The organism is Microbacterium sp. NPDC088619 (genome assembly GCF_044752825.1).
In the GTDB taxonomy this organism is placed as follows: domain Bacteria; phylum Actinomycetota; class Actinomycetes; order Actinomycetales; family Microbacteriaceae; genus Microbacterium.
Genome location: NZ_JBIVLZ010000001.1, coordinates 1,787,288 through 1,809,235 on the forward strand (window position 1 = coordinate 1,787,288; position 21,948 = coordinate 1,809,235).

Genomic DNA, 21,948 nt, shown 5'->3' on the forward strand with positions numbered 1-21,948 from the left:
GATCTGTCCACAGGACTCTTGTCCCCCATCCGGTGGACATGATAAGATCTCGCCACTGGGGATAGCGTCATTTGGGGATGACGCCGCCGATCGACTCGTTCTCAACGGGTCGGCATCGGCAACCCTGATTGGGGAATCTGGGGAATCGACAATCATGATGATTGCGCGTACAAGCATGTCCATCGCGGCCCTCGCGCTCTGCGTGAGTCTGGTCGCCTGCAGCAGCACCGGGGAGCCGACGAGCGGAGCGGATCCGACGGCGACGTCGTCGTCATCATCGCCCGCTCCCGATCCGACGGCGGGGTCCTCGCCGTCGGCGAATTCAGGATCGACCGATCCGGACTCACCGGTCGCGAAGATCGAACGGGCCGGGCAGTCGACCGCACCGACGGTGAAGGCCGAACCTGCCGACACCACGGGGGCCGTGTCCTACAGCGACGGCGTCACCGTCCGGATCGACGAGGTCTCGTTCGGCAAGGAGACCGCGCAGGGGCCCGGGAGCTTCCCTGACCGCGAGTACGCCCGCCTGACGATCACGATCGACAACGGCTCATCCGATGCGATCGATCTCGGCACGGCAGTGCTCACGCTGCTCGACGCCGCCGACGCGACCGCCGTGCGCGTGTACGCGGCCGAGGCGGAGGTCACCGACTTCTCCGGCATGCTCGCCGCGGGCGACAGCGCCACCGCGACCTATGCGTACGCCCTCCCTGCGGATGCGCGCGACACCGTCACCGTGGTCGTCGACTTCGACGGCCACCACTCATCCGCCGTCTTCCGCGGTGGGCTCGACTGATGTCCCTCTCGAGCTCATCCGCGACCACCCGATCTGACCGCTTCTCGACACGAGGAACTCCCATGACACGCACCACCCGCGGAGCAGACCGTCTCCGCCGCGTGATAGCCGCGATCGCCACTGCAGCGACAGCCCTCGCCGCGATCGCATTCTTCGCCCTGCCCGCCGAGTCCGCGTCCGCCGACACGCTCGGACAGCCCAACACGGTCACCGCCGATGTCCTGCCCACCTGGCAGATCAACGGCGTCGTGTGGAGTCAGGTCGTCGCCGGCAACACGGTGTACGTCACAGGCAGCTTCACGAAGGCACGACCGCCGGGGGTCGCCGTCGGCGGGGCGGGCGAGATCGACGCGAACAATGTGTTCGCGTTCGACATCACGACCGGAAACCCCGTTCCGAACTTCAGCCACTCGTTCGACGCCCAGGGTCTCGTCGTGCGAGTCACACCCGACGGCAAGACCGTGTACTTCGGCGGCGACTTCACCGCAGTCGACGGTCAGGCCCGCGCGCACGTCGCAGCCTTCGACGTCGCCACCGGCACGATGCTCGACTGGGCGCCCCGCGCGGACGGTCAGGTGAGAGGCTTCGCCTTCGCCGGCGACACCGTCTACGTGGGCGGCAACTTCCGCTCCAGCGGCGGTCAGCCGCGCAGCGAGCTGGCGGCCTGGAACACCACGTCCAAGACGCTCACGTCGTGGGCTCCGTCTGCGGCCGGCGACGGATTCGTGTGGGACATGCTGATGTCGCCGGACTCCTCCCGCGTCATCATCGGCGGGTCATTCACCACTCTCAACGGGGCGACCGCCTACGGCATGGCCTCGATCGACGCCGCGACCGGGACGGCACTCCCCTGGGCCGCCACCGACAAGATCAAGACGGCCGGGCTCAACGGCGCGATCTCCAGCCTCAGCACCGACGGTACGCAGGTCTTCGGCACCGGCTACGCATTCGGCGCAGGAGCCTCGTTCGAGGGCACCTTCGCCGCCGATCCGTACACGGGGTCGATCAACTGGGTCAACGACTGCCTGGGCGACACCTACGGCAGCTTCCCGCAGGGCGGTGTGCTCTACTCCGTCTCGCACAAGCACGACTGCAGCGTGGTGGGCGCCTTCGGCGACACGAACCCGCGCGCACGGTGGACGAAGGCGATCGCCGAGAGCACCACGCCCACCGGCGGCGTGATCACCAAGAAGGACGCCTACGGGTGGGACTTCACCGGTCTGCCCTACACGGAGCAGCTCAACTGGTACCCCGACCTCGAGTTCGGCACGTACACGAGTTCTCGCCAGGCAGCATGGTCGGTGACAGGCAACGAGAACTACGTCGTGCTCGGCGGCGAGTTCCCCAAGGTCAACAACGTGGCGCAGCAGGGTCTCGTCCGGTTCGGCAAGACGAACGTCTCGCCGCACGCCGTCGCCCCGGTCTACAACGCCGGCCTCACCCCCGCGCCGTACTCGAACGAGTCCGGAGTGGTGAGGGTGCCGTTCACCAGCGTCTGGGATCGCGACAACGCCACGATCACCTACGATGTGTTCCGCAGCCCCTCCGTCAAGATCGCGACCTTCACCCGCACTGACGGCCGGTTCTGGAATCTGCCGAGCCTGAGCGTCACCGACAGCGGCCAGACGCCGGGAGCGCAGGTGCGCTACCAGGTCAGGGCGAAGGATGCCGACGGCAACGTGCAGTGGAGCGCCTGGTCACCGTACGTGACGGTGTCGAGCGCGCCGGCCGCGGCCTACCGCGCGGCGGTGCGCGCAAGCGGCGCAAGTCACTCCTGGCGACTCGACGAGACGACCGGAACCCGACTGTACGACGATGTGGGTAACGCGCCCGGTACGGCCACGAGCCTCACGCTCGGATCGAGCGGTGCGATGCTCAACGACTCGAACGCGGCGATCACCTCTGCCGGCGGCAGCTCGCCCAAGATGACGACGCAGGATGTCAGCACGGCGACGCCGGCCGCGACGGTCGAGGCGTGGGTGAAGACCACCAACACGAGGGGCGGGCGCATCGTCGGCTTCGGGGACTCCGCCACAGGCACGTCGACGTCGGGGATCACCGACCGAGTGCTCTATCTCGACAACTCGGGACGGGCCAACTTCGCGATCAACGACGGTTCCTACCGGACGATCTACAGCCGCACCGCGGTGAACGACGGCAACTGGCACCACATCGTCGGCACCGTGGGCGCCGAGGGCATGCAGCTGTTCGTCGACGGCAAGCGTGTGGACCGCGATCAGGCACGCACCTCGCCGAAGATCTACGACGGCTACTGGCGCATCGGCGCAGACCAGACGAACGGCTTCACCAACAAGCCGACCAACGCCGGTCTCGCAGGCACGATCGACGACGTGGCCGTGTACCCGTCCGCGCTGAGCCCGGCCGACATCCAGTCGCACTACCTGGCGAGCGGCCGTTCGGCCGCCTGGACCGCCGCTCCGACCGACGTCTACGGCGCCGCCGTCTCGACGGACAAGCCGGACCTCTACTGGCGCCTCAACGAGACGGCAGCCGGCACGATCACCGACTCGGCGGTCGGCGGGACCACCGGCAACCTCGCCGGAACCGTGACCCGCGGGCAGACGTCCGCGATCGGCACCGGAACCGCGACCACCTTCAACGGCTCGACTGCGCTCGTGGTCGCGCAGGAGCCCTGGACGGCGCCGTCCACCTACAGCGCCGAGCTGTGGTTCAAGACGACGAGCAACAAGGGCGGCACACTGATCGGATTCGGCAACGCCACCAGTGGGCTCAGCACTCAGTACGATCGCCACGTCATCATGCAGAGCGACGGAAAGGTGCAGTTCGGAAGCGGTCAGCCGCAGACGACGCTGGTCACCCCCACCGCATACAACGACGGCCAATGGCACCACGTGGTGGCCACTCAGGGCGCCGACGGGATGAGGCTGTGGCTCGACACGCAGCTCGTCGGCAGCAACTCGATGGCAGGTTCGGAGAACTACCGCGGGTACTGGCGCATCGGCGCGGACAAGACGTGGGGCAGCACGTCGAGCAACTACATCGCCGGCACGCTCGATGAGGTCGCCGTGTACCCCTCGGCGCTCTCGGAGCAGCGGGTTCGCGATCACTTCGCAGCGAGCGGCCGCACGGTTCCCGGGCGCGCTCCGGTGGCGGCGTTCACCTCGGTGGCCGACAAGCTGAAGATCGACGTCGACGCGAGCACTTCGACCGACGCCGACGGAGGGCCGCTCGCCTACGCGTGGAACTTCGGTGACGGCACGGTCGCGACGGGGGCGACGGCGTCGCACGTCTACACCGCAGGAGGCACCTACACGATCACGCTGAAGGTGACGGACAGCACCTCGCTCGTCAACACCCTCACCCGATCGGTGACGGTCGCCCCTAACCAGGCTCCGACCGCGGCGATCAGCGCCACCACGGATCACCTCGATGTCGCGCTCGACGGATCGGCATCGTCCGACCCCGACGGCACCGTCGCATCGTACGAATGGGACTTCGGCGACGGCACGACCGGCACCGGCGCCACCACGACCCACACCTACGCCACGGCGGGCGACTTCACCGTGACTCTCACGGTGAAGGACGACAACGGCGCCACCGCCACCAAGACGCGGGCCCTCACGACGACGCTGGCGCCGAACCAGGATCCGACGGCGGCGTTCACGACCGCGGCTGACCTGCTCGCAGTGACGGTGGATGCCACGACGTCGACCGACCCTGATGGGACCATCGGCTCATACGCCTGGGACTTCGGCGACGGCGGCACCGGATCCGGTGCGACGGCGTCTCACACCTACGCGAGCGTCGGCACCTACACCGTGAAGCTCACGGTGACGGACGATCGGGGTGGCACGGCGACCGTCAACCATGACGTCACCGTGGCAATGAACCAGGCACCCTCTGCGGCATTCACCAACTCGGTGGCCAACCTCGCGGTGGCTGTCGACGGCTCGGGTTCAGCAGATGCGGACGGCACCGTCTCCGCATACGCCTGGGACTTCGGCGACGGCGGCACCGCTTCGGGAGCGACGTCATCCCACACCTACGCAGCCGGGGGCACGTACACCGTGACTCTGACGGTGACGGACGACCGGGGGGCGACAGCCACCACGACGCAGCCCGTCACCGTAGCGGCCCCGCAGGTGTGGGCGCAGGATGCCTTCACCCGGACGGGCACCAACGGATGGGGCACCGCGACCACCACCGGCGGCGCGTGGACCATGTTCCCGACCAGCGCGACGGCCCTGAGCAAGTTCGCCGTCAACGGCACCGGCGGAACCGTCACCCTGTCGGCGGGGAACAACTACTCGGCCTCGCTCGCCGGCTCGACACCGTCGACGAACACCGAGGAGCGGTTCACCGTGGCGTTCAACCAGCCGTCCACCGGCGGCGGGTTCTACTTCTCCGCTCTCGGGCGACAGATCGACACTGCCAACGACTACAGGGCGAAGTTCCGCGTGGCGTCGAACGGCGTGGTGTCCCTCTGGCTGACGAAGACGATCGCCGGGGTCGAGACGGTCCTCTCGTCGACGACCGTCCCCGGTCTGACGATCACGAGCGCCGACAAGCTGAGCGTCAGGTTCCAGGTGACGGGCACCAACCCGACGACCCTCAAGGCGAAGGTCTGGCGCACCGCCGCCACGGAACCGACAGCGTGGACCCTTACGGCGACCGACGCCACGGCCTCGCTGCAGGCCCCCGGCTACGTGGGCGTGAACAGCTACCTGTCGTCCAGTGCGACGGCCGTACCGGTCGTCTACACGTACGACGACTTCTGGGCGGGACCCGCACAGTAGTCATCAGTGGCACGAAGGGCCGAGGCGATTCCGCCTCGGCCCTTCTGGGTTGAAGACACGCCCTCACCGGAGGACGGAAGCCGCGATGAGGCACAAGCGCGGCCTGGTATCGCGGGCGCCGACCCACGCGCTCTTCGGATACCGAAGACGGCGAGAGGCCGTGGACGCACGCGCCCACGGCCTCTCAGCTGCGTCCCGGAACCCGATCAGGGGAACCAGGCCCCGATCAGGGGAACCGGGCCCCGATCGCGGGTGTCGTCGATCCGAGGATCGTCGCCACGATCGCCGGAAGACCTCTGGCTGGGGCGGTCACACCCGCGAGCAGCCTTCCCGAGGCATCCGTCGCCTTCCGGCCCTCGACCGCGACCGAATTCGCGTCCTGCCCTGTCGTCGTCCGGTAGTTCGCCCACGTCGTGAACACATACGGGTTCACATTGGCGGTACCGCGAGACCAGATGACGAACCAGGTGGGCGCCGCGGCGCTGTTGCGCTGGATCACGTTGCCATCCGAACGGATGTTGAGCTGGTCGGGCGTGTACCGGTGCGTGTAGTCCTCGATGCACACCGTGCAGTTTCCAGCGCTCTCACCGATGACATTGTTTCCCATCGAGATGTCGCGTATCAGCCACGGCATCGACGAATCCGGGAAAGGACGGCGAGCGTTGTGCCCGGGGACGGACGAATCCGTGGAGCTGCGACTGTCCTGCACGATGTTCACAGCCCGGTCGCCGCCGATGATCGTGTTGTTCCACAGGTTCACGCCGCCGGTGTTGTTGATCTTGACGCCGTTGCCCGCATTCCGAAGGACGAGGTTGTTGACGAAATCGATCTTCTGCGACAGCTCGAGGAAAGCGCCGGCTCCCTTGTTCTCGATGATGTCGGAACCGGCGATGCGGACGTCGTACACCGACTGGTCGAGCCAGACTCCCGGCCCGTCGTTGCGCAGCAGCGCGGAATCGGTCACGGTGACACCGCGCGACTTCGCGATCTTCACGCCGCCGGACACCGGCGATGTGTTGAAATGCTCCGCGTTGTTCTCGACTGCGAGGAGGTCGTCGATCACCAGCGCGTCGGCGTAGTTGGCTCCGAGCCCCATCAGCCCGTTGCGGGCCAGCGTCACATCGCGGACGGTCGCGTTCGAGGCGCCGACGAAGAGTCCGGTCGACGCCGTGTCGTAGATCACGACGTTCTCGATCGTCGCCTTCGGCGCTTCGACGGTGACGGCGCCCATCATCCACACGGACGTCGCGTAGTTGCGCACGCCGATGCCTCGGACGACCGCGCCCTCTCCGCGCAGGGAGAGCGCCTTGGTCAGAGTCGAAGCGCGCACCGTGCGGCCCGCAGGGTCACTCCCGAGATAGAGCCGGTCGTTCGCCACGTCGGTGAAGAAGGTGCCCGGCTTCAGTGCGGCCAGTGACGATACCTCGGCCTGAGCGGCGCCGTCGATCCAGACCTGCTCGGGGTGAGCGGCCATGGGATAAGCCGCGTTCAGCCACCGCCATCCGGGTTCCGTTCCGTCGGCCTCACCCTTGGTGAAGGACGGCGTCGAATCGAAGTCGTGCTTCCAGTCCGCGCTGAACCAACGGCCGCTGGACGCCTGCCAGTTCTTCAGCGTCGAGGCGCCGTCGAACCAGACCGCCTCGCCCGGGTAGGACTGGATCGTGATCTTCTTGCCCGAGGGGATCACGACGGTTTCGTGATACGAGCCTGCGCGAAGCACGAGCGTCGAACCTGAAGGCGCCCGGTCGACCGCGGTCTGGACCGTGGCGAAGGGAGCCGCAGAGGTTCCAGAGCCGGCCGCTGTCGCGCTCGCACTGACGAAGAGCGCTCCAGCGGGAACCGCGTACTTCGTGGTTCCGACGAGCGCCGACCCCGCAGCCGTCCTTGAGCCGGCGAGATTCCAGACCGGTGCCGCACCTGCCGCACCGACAGGGGCAGGGGCAGGGACAGTCGGGGTAGTCGGAGTCGTCGGGGTAGTCGGAGTCGTCGGAGTCGTCGGGGTAGTCGGAGTCGTCGGGGCGGTCGGCGTCGTCGTTCCCTTCGCGGTGACCGTGAAGTCATCGAAGAGGGCTGCCAGCGCTGGAGTGCTTCGCGAGACATAGAGCCGCACTCCCACACGCCCCTGGACGGCAAGGCGCTTCGCCGAGCGATCCGTGACGGAGAGCTTCCATGTGGTCGGCTTCGTTCCCACCGCGGACACCCGTGCATCGACCGTGACTGCGGTCGTCCCTGCGAGACGGGTCTCGAGCACGAAGGGGACGCCGGCCTTCACACGGAGCTCGGGGACCCAGGTGTGGCCCAGACTCGTCTGAACCCCCGCGTTCACCCGAAGCGTCTCGAGAAGCACCACGCCCTTCGGATCGACGCGGAGCTGCGTCTGATAGAAGCCGTCGGCCGTGAGTCGCGACTGGACGCTCACGTACACGCCCGAGCCCGACTTGGGCAGTTGGGGAAGAGTGAAGACCGTCGACTGCGTGGAATCTCGGACGGAGAGACCGACCGGACGCGCCGTCACGGTGGCACCGGGCGCGGCGGCGGCCAGCTTGGCCTTGCCGTTGGCGACCGAGACCGAGGTCAGCGGTGAGGCGTCGTAGGTTCGACCGTCCGGCGCGGCCCCGAGGCCCTTGGCGACGGTGCGCGTCATCGAGTCCTGGATGAGGACCACGCCGGGGCTCTCTGCGGCCGCGGCAGGGGCCACGGCAGCGAACGGAAGGAGTAGTGCGGATAAGGCTGCGATCAGGGGGAGGGAGTTTTTTCGCATGGGGGAGGGGCTCCGATGTGCTTCTCGTCACTGCAGGGTCGGGTGTGGCAGCTTCGACATCCGACTTCGGTGGCGGATTGTCGTAGACAATAGCCTGAATTCCCTGCACAGTGGCTGAGGATTCGCTGATATTGGTCCGAAGACTGTCAGCGCTCGCAGTACGGGAGGGCTCAGCCGAGCGCGGACATCTTCCGGAACCATATGGCCAGAGCAGCGGCCAAGTACAGCAGCGCGGCGAGGGCGAGGAGGCTGTATACCAGCATGAAAGCCTGCGGCCAGCCCCACAGCACGAACGCGAAGCAGAGGATGCCGTAGTCCGTCGGAAGCCCGAGAAGAGAGCGAACGAGCGAGAAACCGCCGGACTCCGCCGCCTGAGCGACACCCCGCTTGCCGCGGAGGAGATCGTTGAGGATCATCCCGAAGAACGTCACCGTCGAGATCACCGCGAAGCCGAGCGGCACGAGGAGCCACAGCTCCGACGGGAGCGGGAAGAACCGGTAGGCGCCGATCGTCACCGCGATCGGGAGAGAGACGAGCTTGGTCGAGTCGAGAACATGGTCGAGCCATTCGCCCGCGAGCGACCCTCCCCCGCGCAGCCGCGCCACCTGACCGTCCGCGCTGTCCCACGCGTACCCGATAGCGAGAAGCAGCCAGACCACGATTCCGAGGACGATCGACGGGGGCACCGTCGCCAGCAGCACGATCCCGGTGAAGGTGAACGCCGCACTGATCAGGGAGACCTGATTCGGTGTCAGACCTGCGGTGTATGCACCCGCGGCGATCACACGCCCCACCGGGCGGTTGACGAACACCGAGTATGCGGGGGCCCCACGGGCCCGCCCCTTCTGCGCTGCTGAAAGGCTCCGGTACGCGTCTGCGAAACTCAGGGGGTCACTCCTCGTGCTCTGAAGTCATCGAATGTCACGGTGTAGGGAACGCTGGTGAAACCGGAACCCGCATACGTGGAGATTCCGATGTGACCTGCGGTCTGCAACGCCGCGGTGGAATCGGTCGTAGACAGCTGCCAGGCAGCCGGTTCCGTCGTTCCCGCCGCCCAGATCTTACTCCGGAGCGTCGTCGTTCCTGTGCCGAACGCCTGGACCCGCACGTTATATATCGTGCCGGCCGCAAACGTGAAGCCCGCGAGGTTCTGAGACACCAGCGCTGTTCCACCCCGAGCCAGCTGCGCGGTCACCGATCCGTCGGCCCCGATCAGCCAGCGCGCCCGGTAGTCGTCCGCCCCTACGACGCGGGCGAGAGCCGCGACGTAGACGCGAGCGCCCGCGGGCAGAGCGGGGGCTGCGACCGTGAAGGTCAGGTCGGTGCTCGTCGAGGTCGCCGAGTTCAGCGACGCGGTGCGGGTCTGGCCCGCCGCCTGCGTCGTGAACTTCGCCGCGCCGTTGTCGATCGACACGTTCGCCGCGCCGCTGGTCTGAGCCCAGACGCCGCCGGTCTGCGCCGTGCCCAGAGTGCCGTTCGCCCGACCGAAGTCGTCGGCGGCGAAGGCGGCACCGGCCGGCGCCACGACCGTCACCGGCTTCGTGACGGTGTGCACCGCGCCGAGGTTGTCTGTCACCGTGAGAGTCACCGTGTAGGTGCCGCTCGCGGCATACGGGTGCGAAGCCGTGGCTCCGGTGCCGGTCGCTCCGTCACCGAAGTTCCACGCATACGAGGCGATAGTGCCATCCGGGTCCGAGGACGCCGATGCGTCGACGGCGACCGTGAGATCGGTCGGCGTGGCCGTGAACGATGCGACGGGGTTCTGGTTTCCCGGAGCAGCGGTCACCGTGACCGGCTTGGTGACAGTTCCGGTCGCGCCCTTGTCGTCCGTCACCGTCAGCTTCACCTGGTAGGTGCCCGCAGCGGCATATGTGTGCGCTGTCGGGGTCGCTCCGGTGGCGGCGCCGCCGTCTCCGAAGTCCCAGGCGTAGGAGGCGATCGTGCCGTCGGCATCCGTCGACGTCGATCCGTTCACGGTCGTCGCGAGGCCGCTCTCCGAGCTGGTGAACGCGGCGATCGGTGCCTGGTTCGCCGGCGGTGTCGGGCCTCCGGTGGTCGATCCTGCCCAGAAGTTGTCGAACCTGGTCTGGAACGGGACGTTGGTGACGGAGCTGCCGAGGTACACGCCCATGCCGACGTGGCCCGCCGACTGCAGAGCAGCCGTGGAATCGGTCGTGGTCGAGGTCCAGGCGGCGGGCTCAGTCGTCCCGACCTTCCATACCTTCGCCCTGACCGTCGTCGGGTTGGTGCCCGTCGCCTCGGTGCGCACGTGCAGCGCATCGCCGGCGTTCACGGTCAGTCCTGTCGACGTCGTCGTCAGCACGGTGGTCGTCCGCTGCAACTGCAACTGGACTCCTCCGGTCGGCGAGACGATGACCCGAGACTTGTAGTCCTCGGTGCCCACCCGGCGGGCGGACACCGTGTAGTACGCGCTGCCCCCGGTCGGACGCTGCGGCAGGACCACATCGACATCCACCGCGGTGTCGGTCGAGGAGACGCCGGTGAGGTACGCGTATCGCTGCGCGCCTCCGGCCGGCTGCTGGAATGCCGCGTACGAGCCGCTGACGAGGTAGTTGGATGCCGTGTTGGACAGCGCCCACGCTCCCCCGGTGTTCGCCGTGCCGAGTCCGCTGGCGACCGTCCGGTTGAACGAATCCGACGCGTATGTCACCGCGCCGACCGGAGCCGTCACCGTGATCGACGCCGTCTTCTGCGAAGTCGCGCCCTCGTCATCGGTCACCGTGAGAGCGATCGTGTATGTGCCGGCCGCCGCATACGTGTGCGTCGCCGTGGCGCCGGAGCCCGCAGGCGATCCGTCGCCCCAGTTCCAGGAGTACCCGGCGATCGTGCCGTCGGTGTCCTGCGAAGCACTCGCATCGACGTCGACCTTGAGGTCGGTGGCCGCCGAGGTGAACGATGACACGGGAGCCTGGTTGGCCACCGCCTCGACGATCGCGGTCTCGGTATCGGTCGCGCCCTTGTCGTCGGTGACCGTCAACGTCACCGTGTAAGAGCCTGCAGCGGCGTACGTGTGCGTCGCCGTGGCGCCGGAGCCCGCAGGCGATCCGTCGCCCCAGTTCCAGGAGTACCCGGCGATCGTGCCGTCGGTGTCGGTCGAGGCCGAGGCGTCGACCGCGAGGCCGAGCTTCGTCACCGCCGAGGTGAAGCTGGCACTCGGCACGATGTTCGCCGGGGCGCCCGTCGTTCCCAGCGCGAAGTGCTGCGAGACGGCGGTCTCGGAGATCGGCGTCAGGTAGACCGCGACCTCGTCGATCGCTCCGTCGAACTCCCAGTCGCCCGGACCCCAGGTGACGTCGCCGCCCACGTGCCAGTAACCGGTGTAGTCCTGCGCGTTGGTCTGGCCGTTCGAGCCCTGCAGCACGCCGTCGACGTAGAGACGCATGCCGGTCGCGCCCTGTGTCGCGACGACCTGGTGCCATTCGTTGTCGTTGTACGAGGCCGAGGTCTGCAGCGTGTCCGTGAAGCCGACGTACACCCCGTAGATGAGCTTGCCGTCCGGCGTCATGTAGATGTGGCGGTCGTATCCCGACGAGTTGCCGTCAGGGCTGTTCCCGAACCCGACGATCTTGCCACCGGTGGTCGTGCTCGTCTTGAACCACGCCTCGAGCGAGTACGACCGCGGGTTCGTGAAGGCATTCTGGCTGATGACCTGACCGCCCTCGAACGTGGCCGCCGAGTTGCCGACTCCCTCGAGAGCTCCGTCCGCGCCCTTGGTGACGGCGCCGAAGTAGTTGCCCTTCTGGTTGTATCCGGAGGCGTCTGCCGCGACACTGCCGGTCGACTCGCCGAGACGCCAGTACAGCGCGGGATCGGCGGCGTAGACGGCTGCGCCGTATGCGTCACTCGGTGCGGTCGACCCCTCGAGCTCGCGCCCGGATGCGATGTAGTGGGCGGCTGCCTGCTCACGCGTCAGCGGAGCGCCGTAGACGGCGACCTCGTCGATCTGACCGTCGAAGAAGGCGGCTCCTGACCAGGAGGTGTCGCCGCCGACACGCCAGAACCCGTTGTACGGCTGGGCCGAGGTGACGTCGGTGCGCTGGGCGACCCGGACGCCGTCGATGTAGAGCACCATGCCGCCGTCGCTGAGACCGGCCGACATGTAGTGCCACTGACCGTCGTTGAAGGCGGACGACGAGCTGATCGTCTGCGACGAGCCGGGGTAGACGCCGAAGGTGACGCGTCCGCTGGCCTCCATGTAGACGTGGCGGTCATAGCTGCCGGATGTGCCGGTCGAGCTGCTGCCGAAGCCGACGATCTTGCCGCCGTCGGTGGACGTCGTCTTGAACCAGGCCTCGACGCCGAAGGTGTTGGGGCCGGCGATCGCCGTCGTGGTCGAGGCGAAGCCGTTGGCCGAGCCGTCGAAGTCAGAGGCGTCGCGGGAGTCCGAGAGCATGGCACCCGAGGTGCCGCGCGTCACGCCGCTGCGGACGGCGAGGTCGGATGCTCCGGCCCAGTCGTACGAGAGCGTGGCGGACGAGTCGTCGAGCGGCCAGTAGCTCAGGGGCGCGTCATCGAGCACCGCGGTGCGGTATGCGCTCGGAGCCGCGGAACCGGATGCCGTCACGGTCGTCGTCCCGCCGAGGATCGTGTGGCCCTCGTTGTCGGTGGCGCGCACCCGATAGGTGTAGCTCGTGCCGTTCGTGACGGTGGTGTCGACGAAGGCCATCGGGGGCAGGCCCCAGTCGGCGGACTTCGAGCGGACGTTCTCATAGGTCTTGACGACCACGTTGTCGCGCAGCACCTCGTACTTCAGGAACTCGCTGTCGCGGTCGTAGTTGAGCGGCCAGCTGACGCGGATCGATCCGCCGGTGAGGGCGAGCGACGATGCGGGCCAGGCCGTGTTCCAGAGGATCGGGCCCTGCGCGTTCGGAGCCTTCTCCTTCACGGCGAAGCGGGCGAGACCCTGCTGTCCGGTGTTGTTCACTCGAGTGAACTCGCCGCCGTAGACGAGGTACTCGCTGTTGGACGAGACCGACCACGGACCCTGCGATGCGCCGCTGACGTTGCCGGCGTTGAAGGCCGGGAACCAGTGCTGCAGCTTGGGTGCGGGGTTTCCGCCGAAGTCGTAGTAGCCGAGGTTCAGGCCGAAGGGCGTGGTGCGCTCGACGTCCTTCGTGACGGCGAGGCCGCGGTAGAACGACCAGGGGTCGCTCTGCGGGAATCCGTCGACGAGGCTGCCGCAGTAGTGCGAGTGCCCGGCCGCGTACACGGTGTCGCCCATGGGCTCGACGTCGTACTGGTCGCCGTGGCAGTCGTTGACCCACACCAGGTTGCCGCTCGACCACGAGGCGCGGAATGAGCCTTCGAGATTGCCGCCGTTGCCGAAGACGTAGCCCGTGCCGTAGATGTCGTCGCCGTCGGACTTGAGCGAGAGGATCGCGGCGTCCAGACCGGCGTTGCGGATCACGTTGTTCGCGGAGAAGGGCAGCAGCGAGGCGTCGGATGCCGAGACCATGGCCAGTCCGTAACCGGGGTTGGAGCTGCCGTTGAGAGTCAGGAAGTTGCCGCCGAGCACCACTTTGTCGCCCGCGGGAGAGACGGTCACGACGCGACCCTGACGCGACTCGAGCACGGGCGCCCAGGGCAGCAGGGTTCCGCTGCGTGTGAAGGCTGCGGCGCCGGAGCGGTCGTTGCCCGAGACGCGGCCGAACGTGCCGGTGATGTACACGGTGTCGTTGGTCGCGGCCACGCCGGAGGTGACGCCGTTGGAGTTCGGGTTGAATGCGGCGAGGGTGCCGCTGGGCAGATCGAAGGCGGCGACGCGGTTGCGGGTCTGGGTGTTCACCGTGGTGAAGTCGCCGACGATGTAGAGGCGCGTTCCGTCGGGCGAGGCCTCGACCTGGCGCACCTGGCCGTTGATCGACGGGGCGAACGACGCGATCAGCGCACCCGTGCGGATGTCGTAGGCCAGGAGGTTCGATCGGGGCGTCTCGTTCGTCCCCGCGGCCGCCCCTGCCGGGCGAGCGCTGGTGAACTTGCCTGCGGCGTAGACGACGTTGCCGACGACAGCCTGATCCCAGACGATGCCGTTGATCTGGACCGTCGGCAGCGAGTCGGCGGTGACCGTCGGCGCCTCACCCTCGGGTGGACTCACGTCCGCCTGTGCGGGTGACATCGCCACCAGTGATCCGAAGACCACGGCGAGCGTCATCGCGATCGCGACGAATGCTGCACGAGTGCGGCGTCCCCAAGACATTGCTGTAGTGCCCATCGTTCATCTCCCCAGATGATGGACCGTTCGTGCACAACCCCTACATTGGCGCCGAACGATAATTCCCCAGTATTACGTCGCTCGGTGCGGACGACCTAGGGTCGCGGGCCTACGAAGATGACGTTTGGCGCAGATGCCAATATATCGACGGTAACACGCAGGTCCCCCTCAGGAGAAGAGGGAACGGCAAACTGGAATATCGCTTCTGCGCTGTCGCTGGCTGCGATCGATGCCGGCCAGACCGACGAGCCTGCTCCGGTGAGGCCCGCGGCCGGAAGTCGGTCGTCACCGCCATACGTCAAGGTGACGTTCGCCCCTGCGGTGTCGACAGCCTCGTCCGAATCGTTGGTCAGCCGCACCGTCACCTGGATCGCCGGGCCGCTCGGCTCTCCAGGAATGTCACTGCCCGCAGTGATGGCCTCGAGCGCGGTGACCTCTGCGACGACTCCCTGCACGGCCGGCGCGGGCTCGTCGAGCGGCACCTCATCCCCGCTGTCAGGCTTGGCGACTGCATCGGTGGAACCAGGCGACGGCGTCTCGAACTCGGTGGGCTGAGGCGTCGGGGTCGGCCCCGGGCTGCTCGTGGCGCCGGGGGATGCCGAAGCGCCCGGTCGCGCCTGGCCGGAGTTGCTGCTCGCCAGCACGCCCCAGATCGTTCCTCCGATGAGGAGCGCCGCGATCACGCCGACGACGGTCCACCCTCGCCAGCCCATGCGACGATGCGGCTCTGTGAGCGACTCAGTCACTGGTCCCCTCCTCCGCGCACCGATCCTCCGTGTCGATGACACGAATATACCGATGTTCTAGGTGAGACTAGCCTGTCTCGACCTGCGCCCATCGACCCTGTCGAATTCGGGACCGACCGGGTCGTCCGCGTGTCGGGACCGGTGAGTGAGCAGCGAGGTCACCACGAAGAACAGGATGAAGGCCGTCGCGCTGTCGATCAGACCGCTCTCCGTGACGGAACGGATGATGACCAGAGTCAGCAACGGCATGATGAGCCAACGACGTCGTGACGAGATCAGCGCACTCGCCACGCACCACACGATGAGCGCCCCGATCAGCGCCGTGCCGATGAGCCCGGTCTGGGCGAGCAGCGAAGCCCAGCTGCTGTCGAGCACCTGCTCGTCACGCCACTTGATGTCGACGGGGATCTTCTTGGCCGAGAGTCCGATGCCGATCCACTTCTGCCATTCACCCCAGTCCCAGCCGAGCACCACCCTCCACACATCGAAGCGCGAGTCGAGCGCGGTGGACGTGTCGTTCGACCCCGCTCTCGTGGCCAGGCTGCCGAACACGTCGGTGAACGAGCCGATGGCGTACCCGAGCGGCAGGGCTCCGAGAAGCAGATAGAGCACGCTGCGGTCGCGGATCCCGTTGACCAGAACGGCGACGCCGATTCCGACGACGATCGCGAGCAGCCCGGTCCGCGATCCGCTGGCCACGGCGATCCCCACCAGCACGACCGCGGCGAGGAGACGCCACATCCGCACGCCGTTGCGCAGTATCAGGATCACCAGTCCGATGATCGGCGCGGCCACGAGTCCGGCGAGCTCGTTCGGATGGATCTCGGGGATGCCTCCCCCGAGGCGACCACTCGCCGCGAGGGTCGGCAGCCCCGTGACGGCAGCCACGACCGCCACAGCGGCCATAGCCGCCAGGAGGCACGCGATGCTCGTCACCCAGGGGACGGTGGTGAGCAGGAAGAGGATCGTGGCCATCACCAGGAACATCCTGCCGACGAGGATGATCGTCGCGGAGTCGTTGCCGGCGAGCACCGACCCCAGCACACTCACCAGCAGAGCGAGCGTGATCACGCCGGCAGGCGCGATTCCGACGGCCACCCGCTCACGCGTCCGCGCGGCCAGGGCGAGAGTGGCGGCGAACGCGAGAACAGCGATGAACGCCTTGGCGACCACCACCCCGTCGGCACCGCCGGAGTAGATCGTCGCGCTTCGCCACGGGATCACGCTGACGATGATCAACGCGTAGAGAGCGCCCACGGCCGCCACCCGTGCGGTGCTCGGGTGGTGGGCGGACTGCTGCCGAGGTTGGCGACGGGTGTCAGTCAGAGCGGGCATGCGAGCCTCCGGCGCCCGCGAGAACCGGATCACGGTCGGAGACCCGCCATGACTCGGCGATGGAGCCGAGGGACCTCGAACCCGTGTGCAGCATCACCACACCCACGGGGCGCACGCCCATGACCCGCAGACGCGTCGTGACGGCCACCAGATCGGTCGCGGACGTGGAATTGTGCTTCACATTGATGATGACGCCGGCCCCCGGACCCACCAGTCTCTCGATGAGCGCCGACGCCCCAGGATCGCACAGGACGACCACCACATCGAAGTCCTCGTGCATGGCCGTGATGACGTCGGGAAGCTCCGAGACCAGCTTCTCGAGCGGGATGGGATCGTCGGCCACGAATACCGCGTCGGCCTCGTCACCGGTCGAGATCGACTCGCCATCGAGCACCTCGTTGAGCGTGTGACCCCGACCCTTCACGTGCGACTCTCTCGTGTCGACGACACAGGCGGTCGCACCGATCAGCCGCTGGGCCTCGAGCATCCCCATGACCGCGTCGTCGTCCATCGCGTCACTCGAGGCCGGGACCACCACGTGTGTGCGAACGCCGCCTCCGGCGAGCGCGACGAGGTTTCCTGCCGCTTCCTCGTATGCGACGGCCGCTCCGGAGTTCGAGTCCGGGTGCAGACGACTGCGCCGCGGAATCTGCCCGATGACAGGAAGACCGGACGAGCGCCGCACGTCCGAGATCGTGCGCAGACGCCGGTTGGTCGTGGTGCGGTACACGGCGACGATCGCTCCGAGCGCGAGCCCCGCGATGCCGCCGAGGCCTGTGATCGCCGTCACCTGTGGCGAGATCGGAGCAAGCGGTGCGACCGCCGGCAGCACCTGATCGAGCGCCACGGTGTAGCGCGCGTCATCCTCGTCGTTCTCGGTCTCGCCGATCAACTCCGACAGGTGGGTCGCGGCCGAGTTGGCGATGTCCGTGGCGAGCTGAGCGGTCGGCGCGTCGGCGCGGACCACGAGCAGCACGGTGTCTGCCGTGTTCTCGGCCGAGAGCATCCGTCGGATGTCGCGGTCGGGGTACTCGTCGTCGTCGAGGTCGAGGTCGTCGCGTACGGCATCGATGACCTCGGGGCTGTCGACCAGCGGCGGATACGACTTGATGCGCGCCAGGCTGAACTGGTTGCGCTCGAACAGCGACGCCTCGGTCGAATCGACGCGCAACAGGAGCGTCGAGGTCGCCGCATAGGTCTCTGGAAGCATCTTGGTGACGAGCCACCCCATGCCGGCCCCGAACACCGCGAGCACGACGATGACAACCCATCCCTCGCGCAGAATACGTCCGTAAGGAACATCTTCCATCGCCAACCCCCTCAGTCGAAGACAGGGCCTAAACCTACCATTCGCCCCGCGGCCATCTGTTACCGCGACGGCCCCTCGGCCCGGCCATCGGCGACGACGAGCCACCGCAGCCCCAGGCCGCCGAGCATCGAGGCCACCGCGAGTGCGAACGGGAGCATCGACGGCTCCGCACCCCACGCGATCATCGCGATCACCGCGATGATCGCGAGGACGGTGTCCGAGAGGCGGATCAGGAAGACCGCCACCTGCTTGCCTCCGACGGCTCCCAGTGCGCCGTACGGGGTGACGATCGCGACGGACATCCCGTATGCGAGCCAGGCGACCACCGCGAGCGGATCGACCTCGACGTCGAAGAGAAGCGGACTGACCCAGGGAACCAGCACCACGGCGACGACGCTCATCAGCACGGTCCCGATCAGGAGGAAGCCCACGACGCGGTCCGCTTCTCGGACGGAACCTCCTCTGCCTGCCTTGTGCTGGTCGGCGAAGCGCACGAAGAGGAACGACGACAGCCCGCCGATCACCAGGATCAGCGGCGATGTGTACGTGCGCGCAGCTTCGAGCAGGCCCACCGCGGTGAGGCCCGCCCCCGCGAGCACCAGGAGGCGCAGCACCGTGAACAGGCTGGGGCGCAGCACCTGCTGCAGTCCGCGCCACATGCCATAACGCCAGACAGGGGCGATCGCGGCGCCGCGGAGTCCGACGAGATGCCGGTCGGAGCGGGGCACGAGCACCCAGCCGACGAGTGTCGCGACGATCTGCCCGGCAGCGATGCCCGCGAGGAACACCCCCAGCGAGAGCGTGCCGGTCGCGTTCACGATGAGGACGATCGCGAGAGCGACGACGAATCCCGAGAGATCGGTGACGGCGGTGCGCACGAACGACATGTGAGCGATCAGAAGCCGCCGCACGATCTCCTCGACGGCGAATGCGGCGAGGGCGACAGCGAACAGCGCCGCCTCGAGGGCATCCGAGAAGCCCGTGAGCCAGGCGATCAGGAACGCACCCGTCGCGAGCACCGCCGACGTCACGAGCAGCATCGCCTGAAGACCGGCTCTGATCGCGCGCTGCGAACGCTCCAGCACGACGAGCGAGTCGCCGATGAGCCCCGTCACGACGGCCGTCGCGACGATCACGACCCCGTACAGGATCGCGAAGCGCCCGTACTCGTCGATCCCGAGCAGTCGTGCCACGAGGATCTGCAGAAGCAGGCCTATCCCCGCCTGCGCCGCCTGTGCGATCACGGCCCCCAGAGCCTTGCGTTTCATCTCGCCTCCCCGCCAGACATCCTCGCATGCACGAACGGACCGCGAATCCGGGTCCACCGCGCAGTCCTTCCGCACTCCGCGTTGATCGGACGCGACGGGCCTCAGAGCTCGCCGGGCTTCATCGCCTCGGCGTCGATCGCCCGGATGATGCGCAATGTCGCGGTGTCCGGCTTCGGTTCGCCCGCCGTCACATCAGTCTTCGCTCGACGTTTCGGCGCATATACGAACAGCGAGTGGAAGAGGAAGCGCGCGAAGAACGCGACGATGAGCGACAGCCCCGTCGCGAGAACACTCGAGATGTGCCAGGTCTCGACCATCAGCGCCATCACCGGGATCCGCAGCGCTGCCTCGGCGTTGTTGAAGGTGAACGACGCCGCGAAGCGACCGCCCAGTCCACGCGCATCGGTGCGCATGTCGGCGAAGACGAATCGCTCCTGCAGGATGAAGTTGCCGATGATGGTGACCTCGGCGCCGATGATCGCCGCCCAGATATAGGGCACCCCGGCCAGGGTCAGCAGCCACATGATGCCGAGGTTGGCGACCGCTCCGATCACACCGATCATCGCGAAGAGCGACATCTTGCCGAATCGCAGTCTGGCCAAATGCGCGACGAAGGTCACCCCCTGACGCATGCTCGCCTTGGAGGTTCCGTGGCGGCGCTCGCCGAACTCCATCGGCACCTCGGCGATGCGCAGATCGGTGCGGGCGAGGATCTCGAGCAGGATCTTGAAGCCCTGCGGCTTGAGGTCGGAGAGGTCCAGGCGCGTACGGTCGACCAGGAAGAATCCGGTCATCGGATCGGTGCTGCGGGCGAGACGGATCGGGAACATCGCGCGCGTCAGCCAGGTGGCCGACCGTGACACTCCGAATCGCACGGCGGTCCCGAGACCGCTCGTATCGCCGCCGCCGATGTAGCGCGAGGCGGCCACGACATCGGCATCGCCCTCGTCATGCCGGCGCAGCAGCGCAGGAAGCAGCTCGGGCGGATGCTGCAGGTCGCCGTCCATGACGATGCAGAGATCGGATGCCGCGGCCTCGAGCCCCACCACGACCGCTCCCCCGAGTCCGCCGGTGTTGTCGGTGCGGTGGATGACCCTGACCGGCAGCGGGGCGTCGGCAGCCACGCGTTCGACCTCGGCGGCCGTGCTGTCGGTGCTGTCGTCGACGAAGATGATCTCGGCGTCGTATGCGGCGAGCGCGGCAGCGGTGCGGGCCACGAGCTCGGCGACGTTCTCACGCTCGTTGAAGGTCGGCACGATGACGGTGACCGATGTCCCCACTGTGCGACCCCCCTTCGCCTGCCGGCACCTCTGCGGACTCCATAGTTCCACGTGTTCCTATGCGTGGGGAAACGGTGACCTGCTAGAGTGACGGGATGCGGCTGTGGGAGTCGCTGGCGGATGGGGATCCGCCTCTGGGGAATTACTGATCTGGGGAGATCATGGGGACGCGCATCGGCTATGCCGTGGGTGCTTTCGACCTGTTTCACGTCGGGCATCTGAATCTTCTTCGTCACGCCAAGCAGCACTGCGACGTCCTCGTCGCCGGTGTCGTCAGCGATGAGATGCTGCGGCAGGTGAAGGGCATCGAGCCCGTCATCCCGACCGCTGAGCGGGCGGAGATCGTCCGTCACATCTCGTTCGTCGACGATGTCTATGTCGAGACCACTCCGTCGAAGATGGACTCGTGGCGAGACGTGCAGTTCACGCACTTCTTCAAGGGCGACGACTGGCGTGGCACCGACAAGGGCCTGCGGCTCGAGCGGGAGTTCTCGGAGGTGGGGGTCGAGGTCGTGTACTTCCCGTACACGGCCCACACGTCGAGCTCGTCTCTTCGTCGCGCGCTCGATGCGATCAGCGCCGGCGCCACCGTCGGCGGCACTCCGGTGCTCGCGTCGCGCTGATCCCGAGCACCGACACCGCCGCGGCGGTGGTCAGTTGGCGACGCCGAGCAGGCTGCGCGCCATCCGTGCCACGTGCGGCGGAGTGTGCGCGCCGAGCCACACCGTCCACTGCAGGGCGGGTTCTGCACACGTCCACTCGACGCACCACGAGTGCACGGCATTCGCGAGGCGCTCGCCCTTCGCGTGCTGGCGGCTGCCGTCGCCGCGCAGCAGCCAGCGCACCGACACCCCTTCCGGCACGTCGATGTGGCGGAACTGGATGCGAGCAGCCGCCTCGAGAAGGATGACCCCTTCGGCATCCCAGGGCAGCCGCGCTGCGATCGCGGCGATGGCTCCTGCATCAGTCGAATCACCCGCGATGAGCACGACCCCCTCGATGTTCTCCCAGTCGGGGTCTTCGAGATGCTCGCACGCGCTGTTCATGCTCCGAGTATAGGTAAGGGTACCCTTAGTAGGCAATGGTCGACCGGTGCCGACTTCATCTCGGCGCCCGTCCAGCCGCGCGGCTTTACGCTGGATACATGACTTCTCCTGCAGACTCCGCGATCACCGTGTTCGGCGCCGACTGGTGCCGTGACTGCATCCGCACCAAGAAGCAGCTCGACTCCCTCGGCGTGGAGTACACCTACGTCGACCTCGTCGCCGACCCCTCCGCGGCCGACATCGCGAAGGAGATCTCGGGCCGCATGAACATCCCCGTCGTGCTCTACCCCGACTCCTCGCACCACGTCGAGCCGTCGAACGCGGACGTCGAGTCGAAGCTCCGAGAGCTCTCGCTCATCTGACCTGAGGGGGCTCTTCGCGCACCGATACACTGGCG

13 protein-coding genes are annotated in these 21,948 nt (G+C 67.5%); 4 read left to right on the forward strand and 9 right to left on the reverse strand.

Annotated elements, in window-relative coordinates; all coding sequences use genetic code 11:
- The first annotated feature begins 175 nt into the window (after window positions 1-175).
- Entirely contained in the window at window positions 176-796 is a 621-nt protein-coding gene (locus tag ACIP5T_RS08835) for a hypothetical protein (protein ID WP_400862391.1), read from the forward strand.
- 62 nt (window positions 797-858) lie between these two features.
- Window positions 859-5,574, forward strand: a complete 4,716-nt coding sequence (locus ACIP5T_RS08840; RefSeq protein ID WP_400862393.1) for a PKD domain-containing protein — start codon at window positions 859-861, stop codon at window positions 5,572-5,574.
- A gap of 226 nt (window positions 5,575-5,800) precedes the next feature.
- Here ACIP5T_RS08840 and ACIP5T_RS08845 read toward each other — a convergent pair whose 3' ends face one another.
- The 8 genes from ACIP5T_RS08845 to ACIP5T_RS08880 all read right to left on the reverse strand — a co-directional run bounded on the left by ACIP5T_RS08845 (window position 5,801) and on the right by ACIP5T_RS08880 (window position 20,505).
- Window positions 5,801-8,272, reverse strand: a complete 2,472-nt coding sequence (locus ACIP5T_RS08845) for a right-handed parallel beta-helix repeat-containing protein (RefSeq protein WP_400862394.1) — start codon at window positions 8,270-8,272, stop codon at window positions 5,801-5,803.
- A gap of 233 nt (window positions 8,273-8,505) precedes the next feature.
- Window positions 8,506-9,147, reverse strand: coding sequence for a CDP-alcohol phosphatidyltransferase family protein (locus tag ACIP5T_RS08850; protein ID WP_400862396.1), 642 nt, complete (start codon window positions 9,145-9,147; stop codon window positions 8,506-8,508).
- A gap of 71 nt (window positions 9,148-9,218) precedes the next feature.
- A complete protein-coding gene (locus ACIP5T_RS08855; protein WP_400862398.1) occupies window positions 9,219-14,567 on the reverse strand; it encodes a PKD domain-containing protein in 5,349 nt (1,782 codons plus the stop codon).
- Window positions 14,568-14,662: 95 nt separating this feature from the next.
- A complete protein-coding gene (locus ACIP5T_RS08860; RefSeq protein ID WP_400862400.1) occupies window positions 14,663-15,313 on the reverse strand; it encodes a hypothetical protein in 651 nt (216 codons plus the stop codon).
- Between the two features lie 57 nt (window positions 15,314-15,370).
- Window positions 15,371-16,648 carry an O-antigen ligase family protein gene (locus ACIP5T_RS08865; RefSeq protein ID WP_400862402.1) on the reverse strand — a complete coding sequence of 426 codons (1,278 nt, stop codon included), beginning with the start codon at window positions 16,646-16,648 and terminating at the stop codon, window positions 15,371-15,373.
- Entirely contained in the window at window positions 16,632-17,957 is a 1,326-nt protein-coding gene (locus tag ACIP5T_RS08870; RefSeq protein WP_400862404.1) for a hypothetical protein, read from the reverse strand. Before ACIP5T_RS08870 ends, ACIP5T_RS08865 begins: the two co-directional genes overlap by 17 nt.
- 59 nt (window positions 17,958-18,016) lie before the next feature.
- Entirely contained in the window at window positions 18,017-19,225 is a 1,209-nt protein-coding gene (locus ACIP5T_RS08875; protein WP_400862406.1) for a hypothetical protein, read from the reverse strand.
- Between the two features lie 101 nt (window positions 19,226-19,326).
- On the reverse strand, window positions 19,327-20,505 hold the full coding sequence (locus ACIP5T_RS08880; protein WP_400862408.1) for a glycosyltransferase: 1,179 nt from the start codon (window positions 20,503-20,505) through the stop codon (window positions 19,327-19,329).
- 161 nt (window positions 20,506-20,666) lie between these two features.
- Here ACIP5T_RS08880 and ACIP5T_RS08885 point away from each other — a divergent pair, with 161 nt between their 5' ends.
- Complete coding sequence (locus ACIP5T_RS08885) at window positions 20,667-21,128, forward strand: adenylyltransferase/cytidyltransferase family protein (RefSeq protein ID WP_400862410.1); 462 nt, start codon at window positions 20,667-20,669, stop codon at window positions 21,126-21,128.
- A gap of 30 nt (window positions 21,129-21,158) precedes the next feature.
- On the opposite strand, the gene ACIP5T_RS08890 is transcribed toward ACIP5T_RS08885, so the two are convergent.
- A complete protein-coding gene (locus ACIP5T_RS08890) occupies window positions 21,159-21,551 on the reverse strand; it encodes an SIP domain-containing protein (protein WP_400862412.1) in 393 nt (130 codons plus the stop codon).
- Between the two features lie 98 nt (window positions 21,552-21,649).
- On the opposite strand from ACIP5T_RS08890, the gene ACIP5T_RS08895 reads away from it, so the two are divergent.
- Window positions 21,650-21,913 carry a glutaredoxin domain-containing protein gene (locus tag ACIP5T_RS08895; RefSeq protein ID WP_042542249.1) on the forward strand — a complete coding sequence of 88 codons (264 nt, stop codon included), beginning with the start codon at window positions 21,650-21,652 and terminating at the stop codon, window positions 21,911-21,913.
- The last annotated feature ends 35 nt before the right edge of the window (window positions 21,914-21,948 follow it).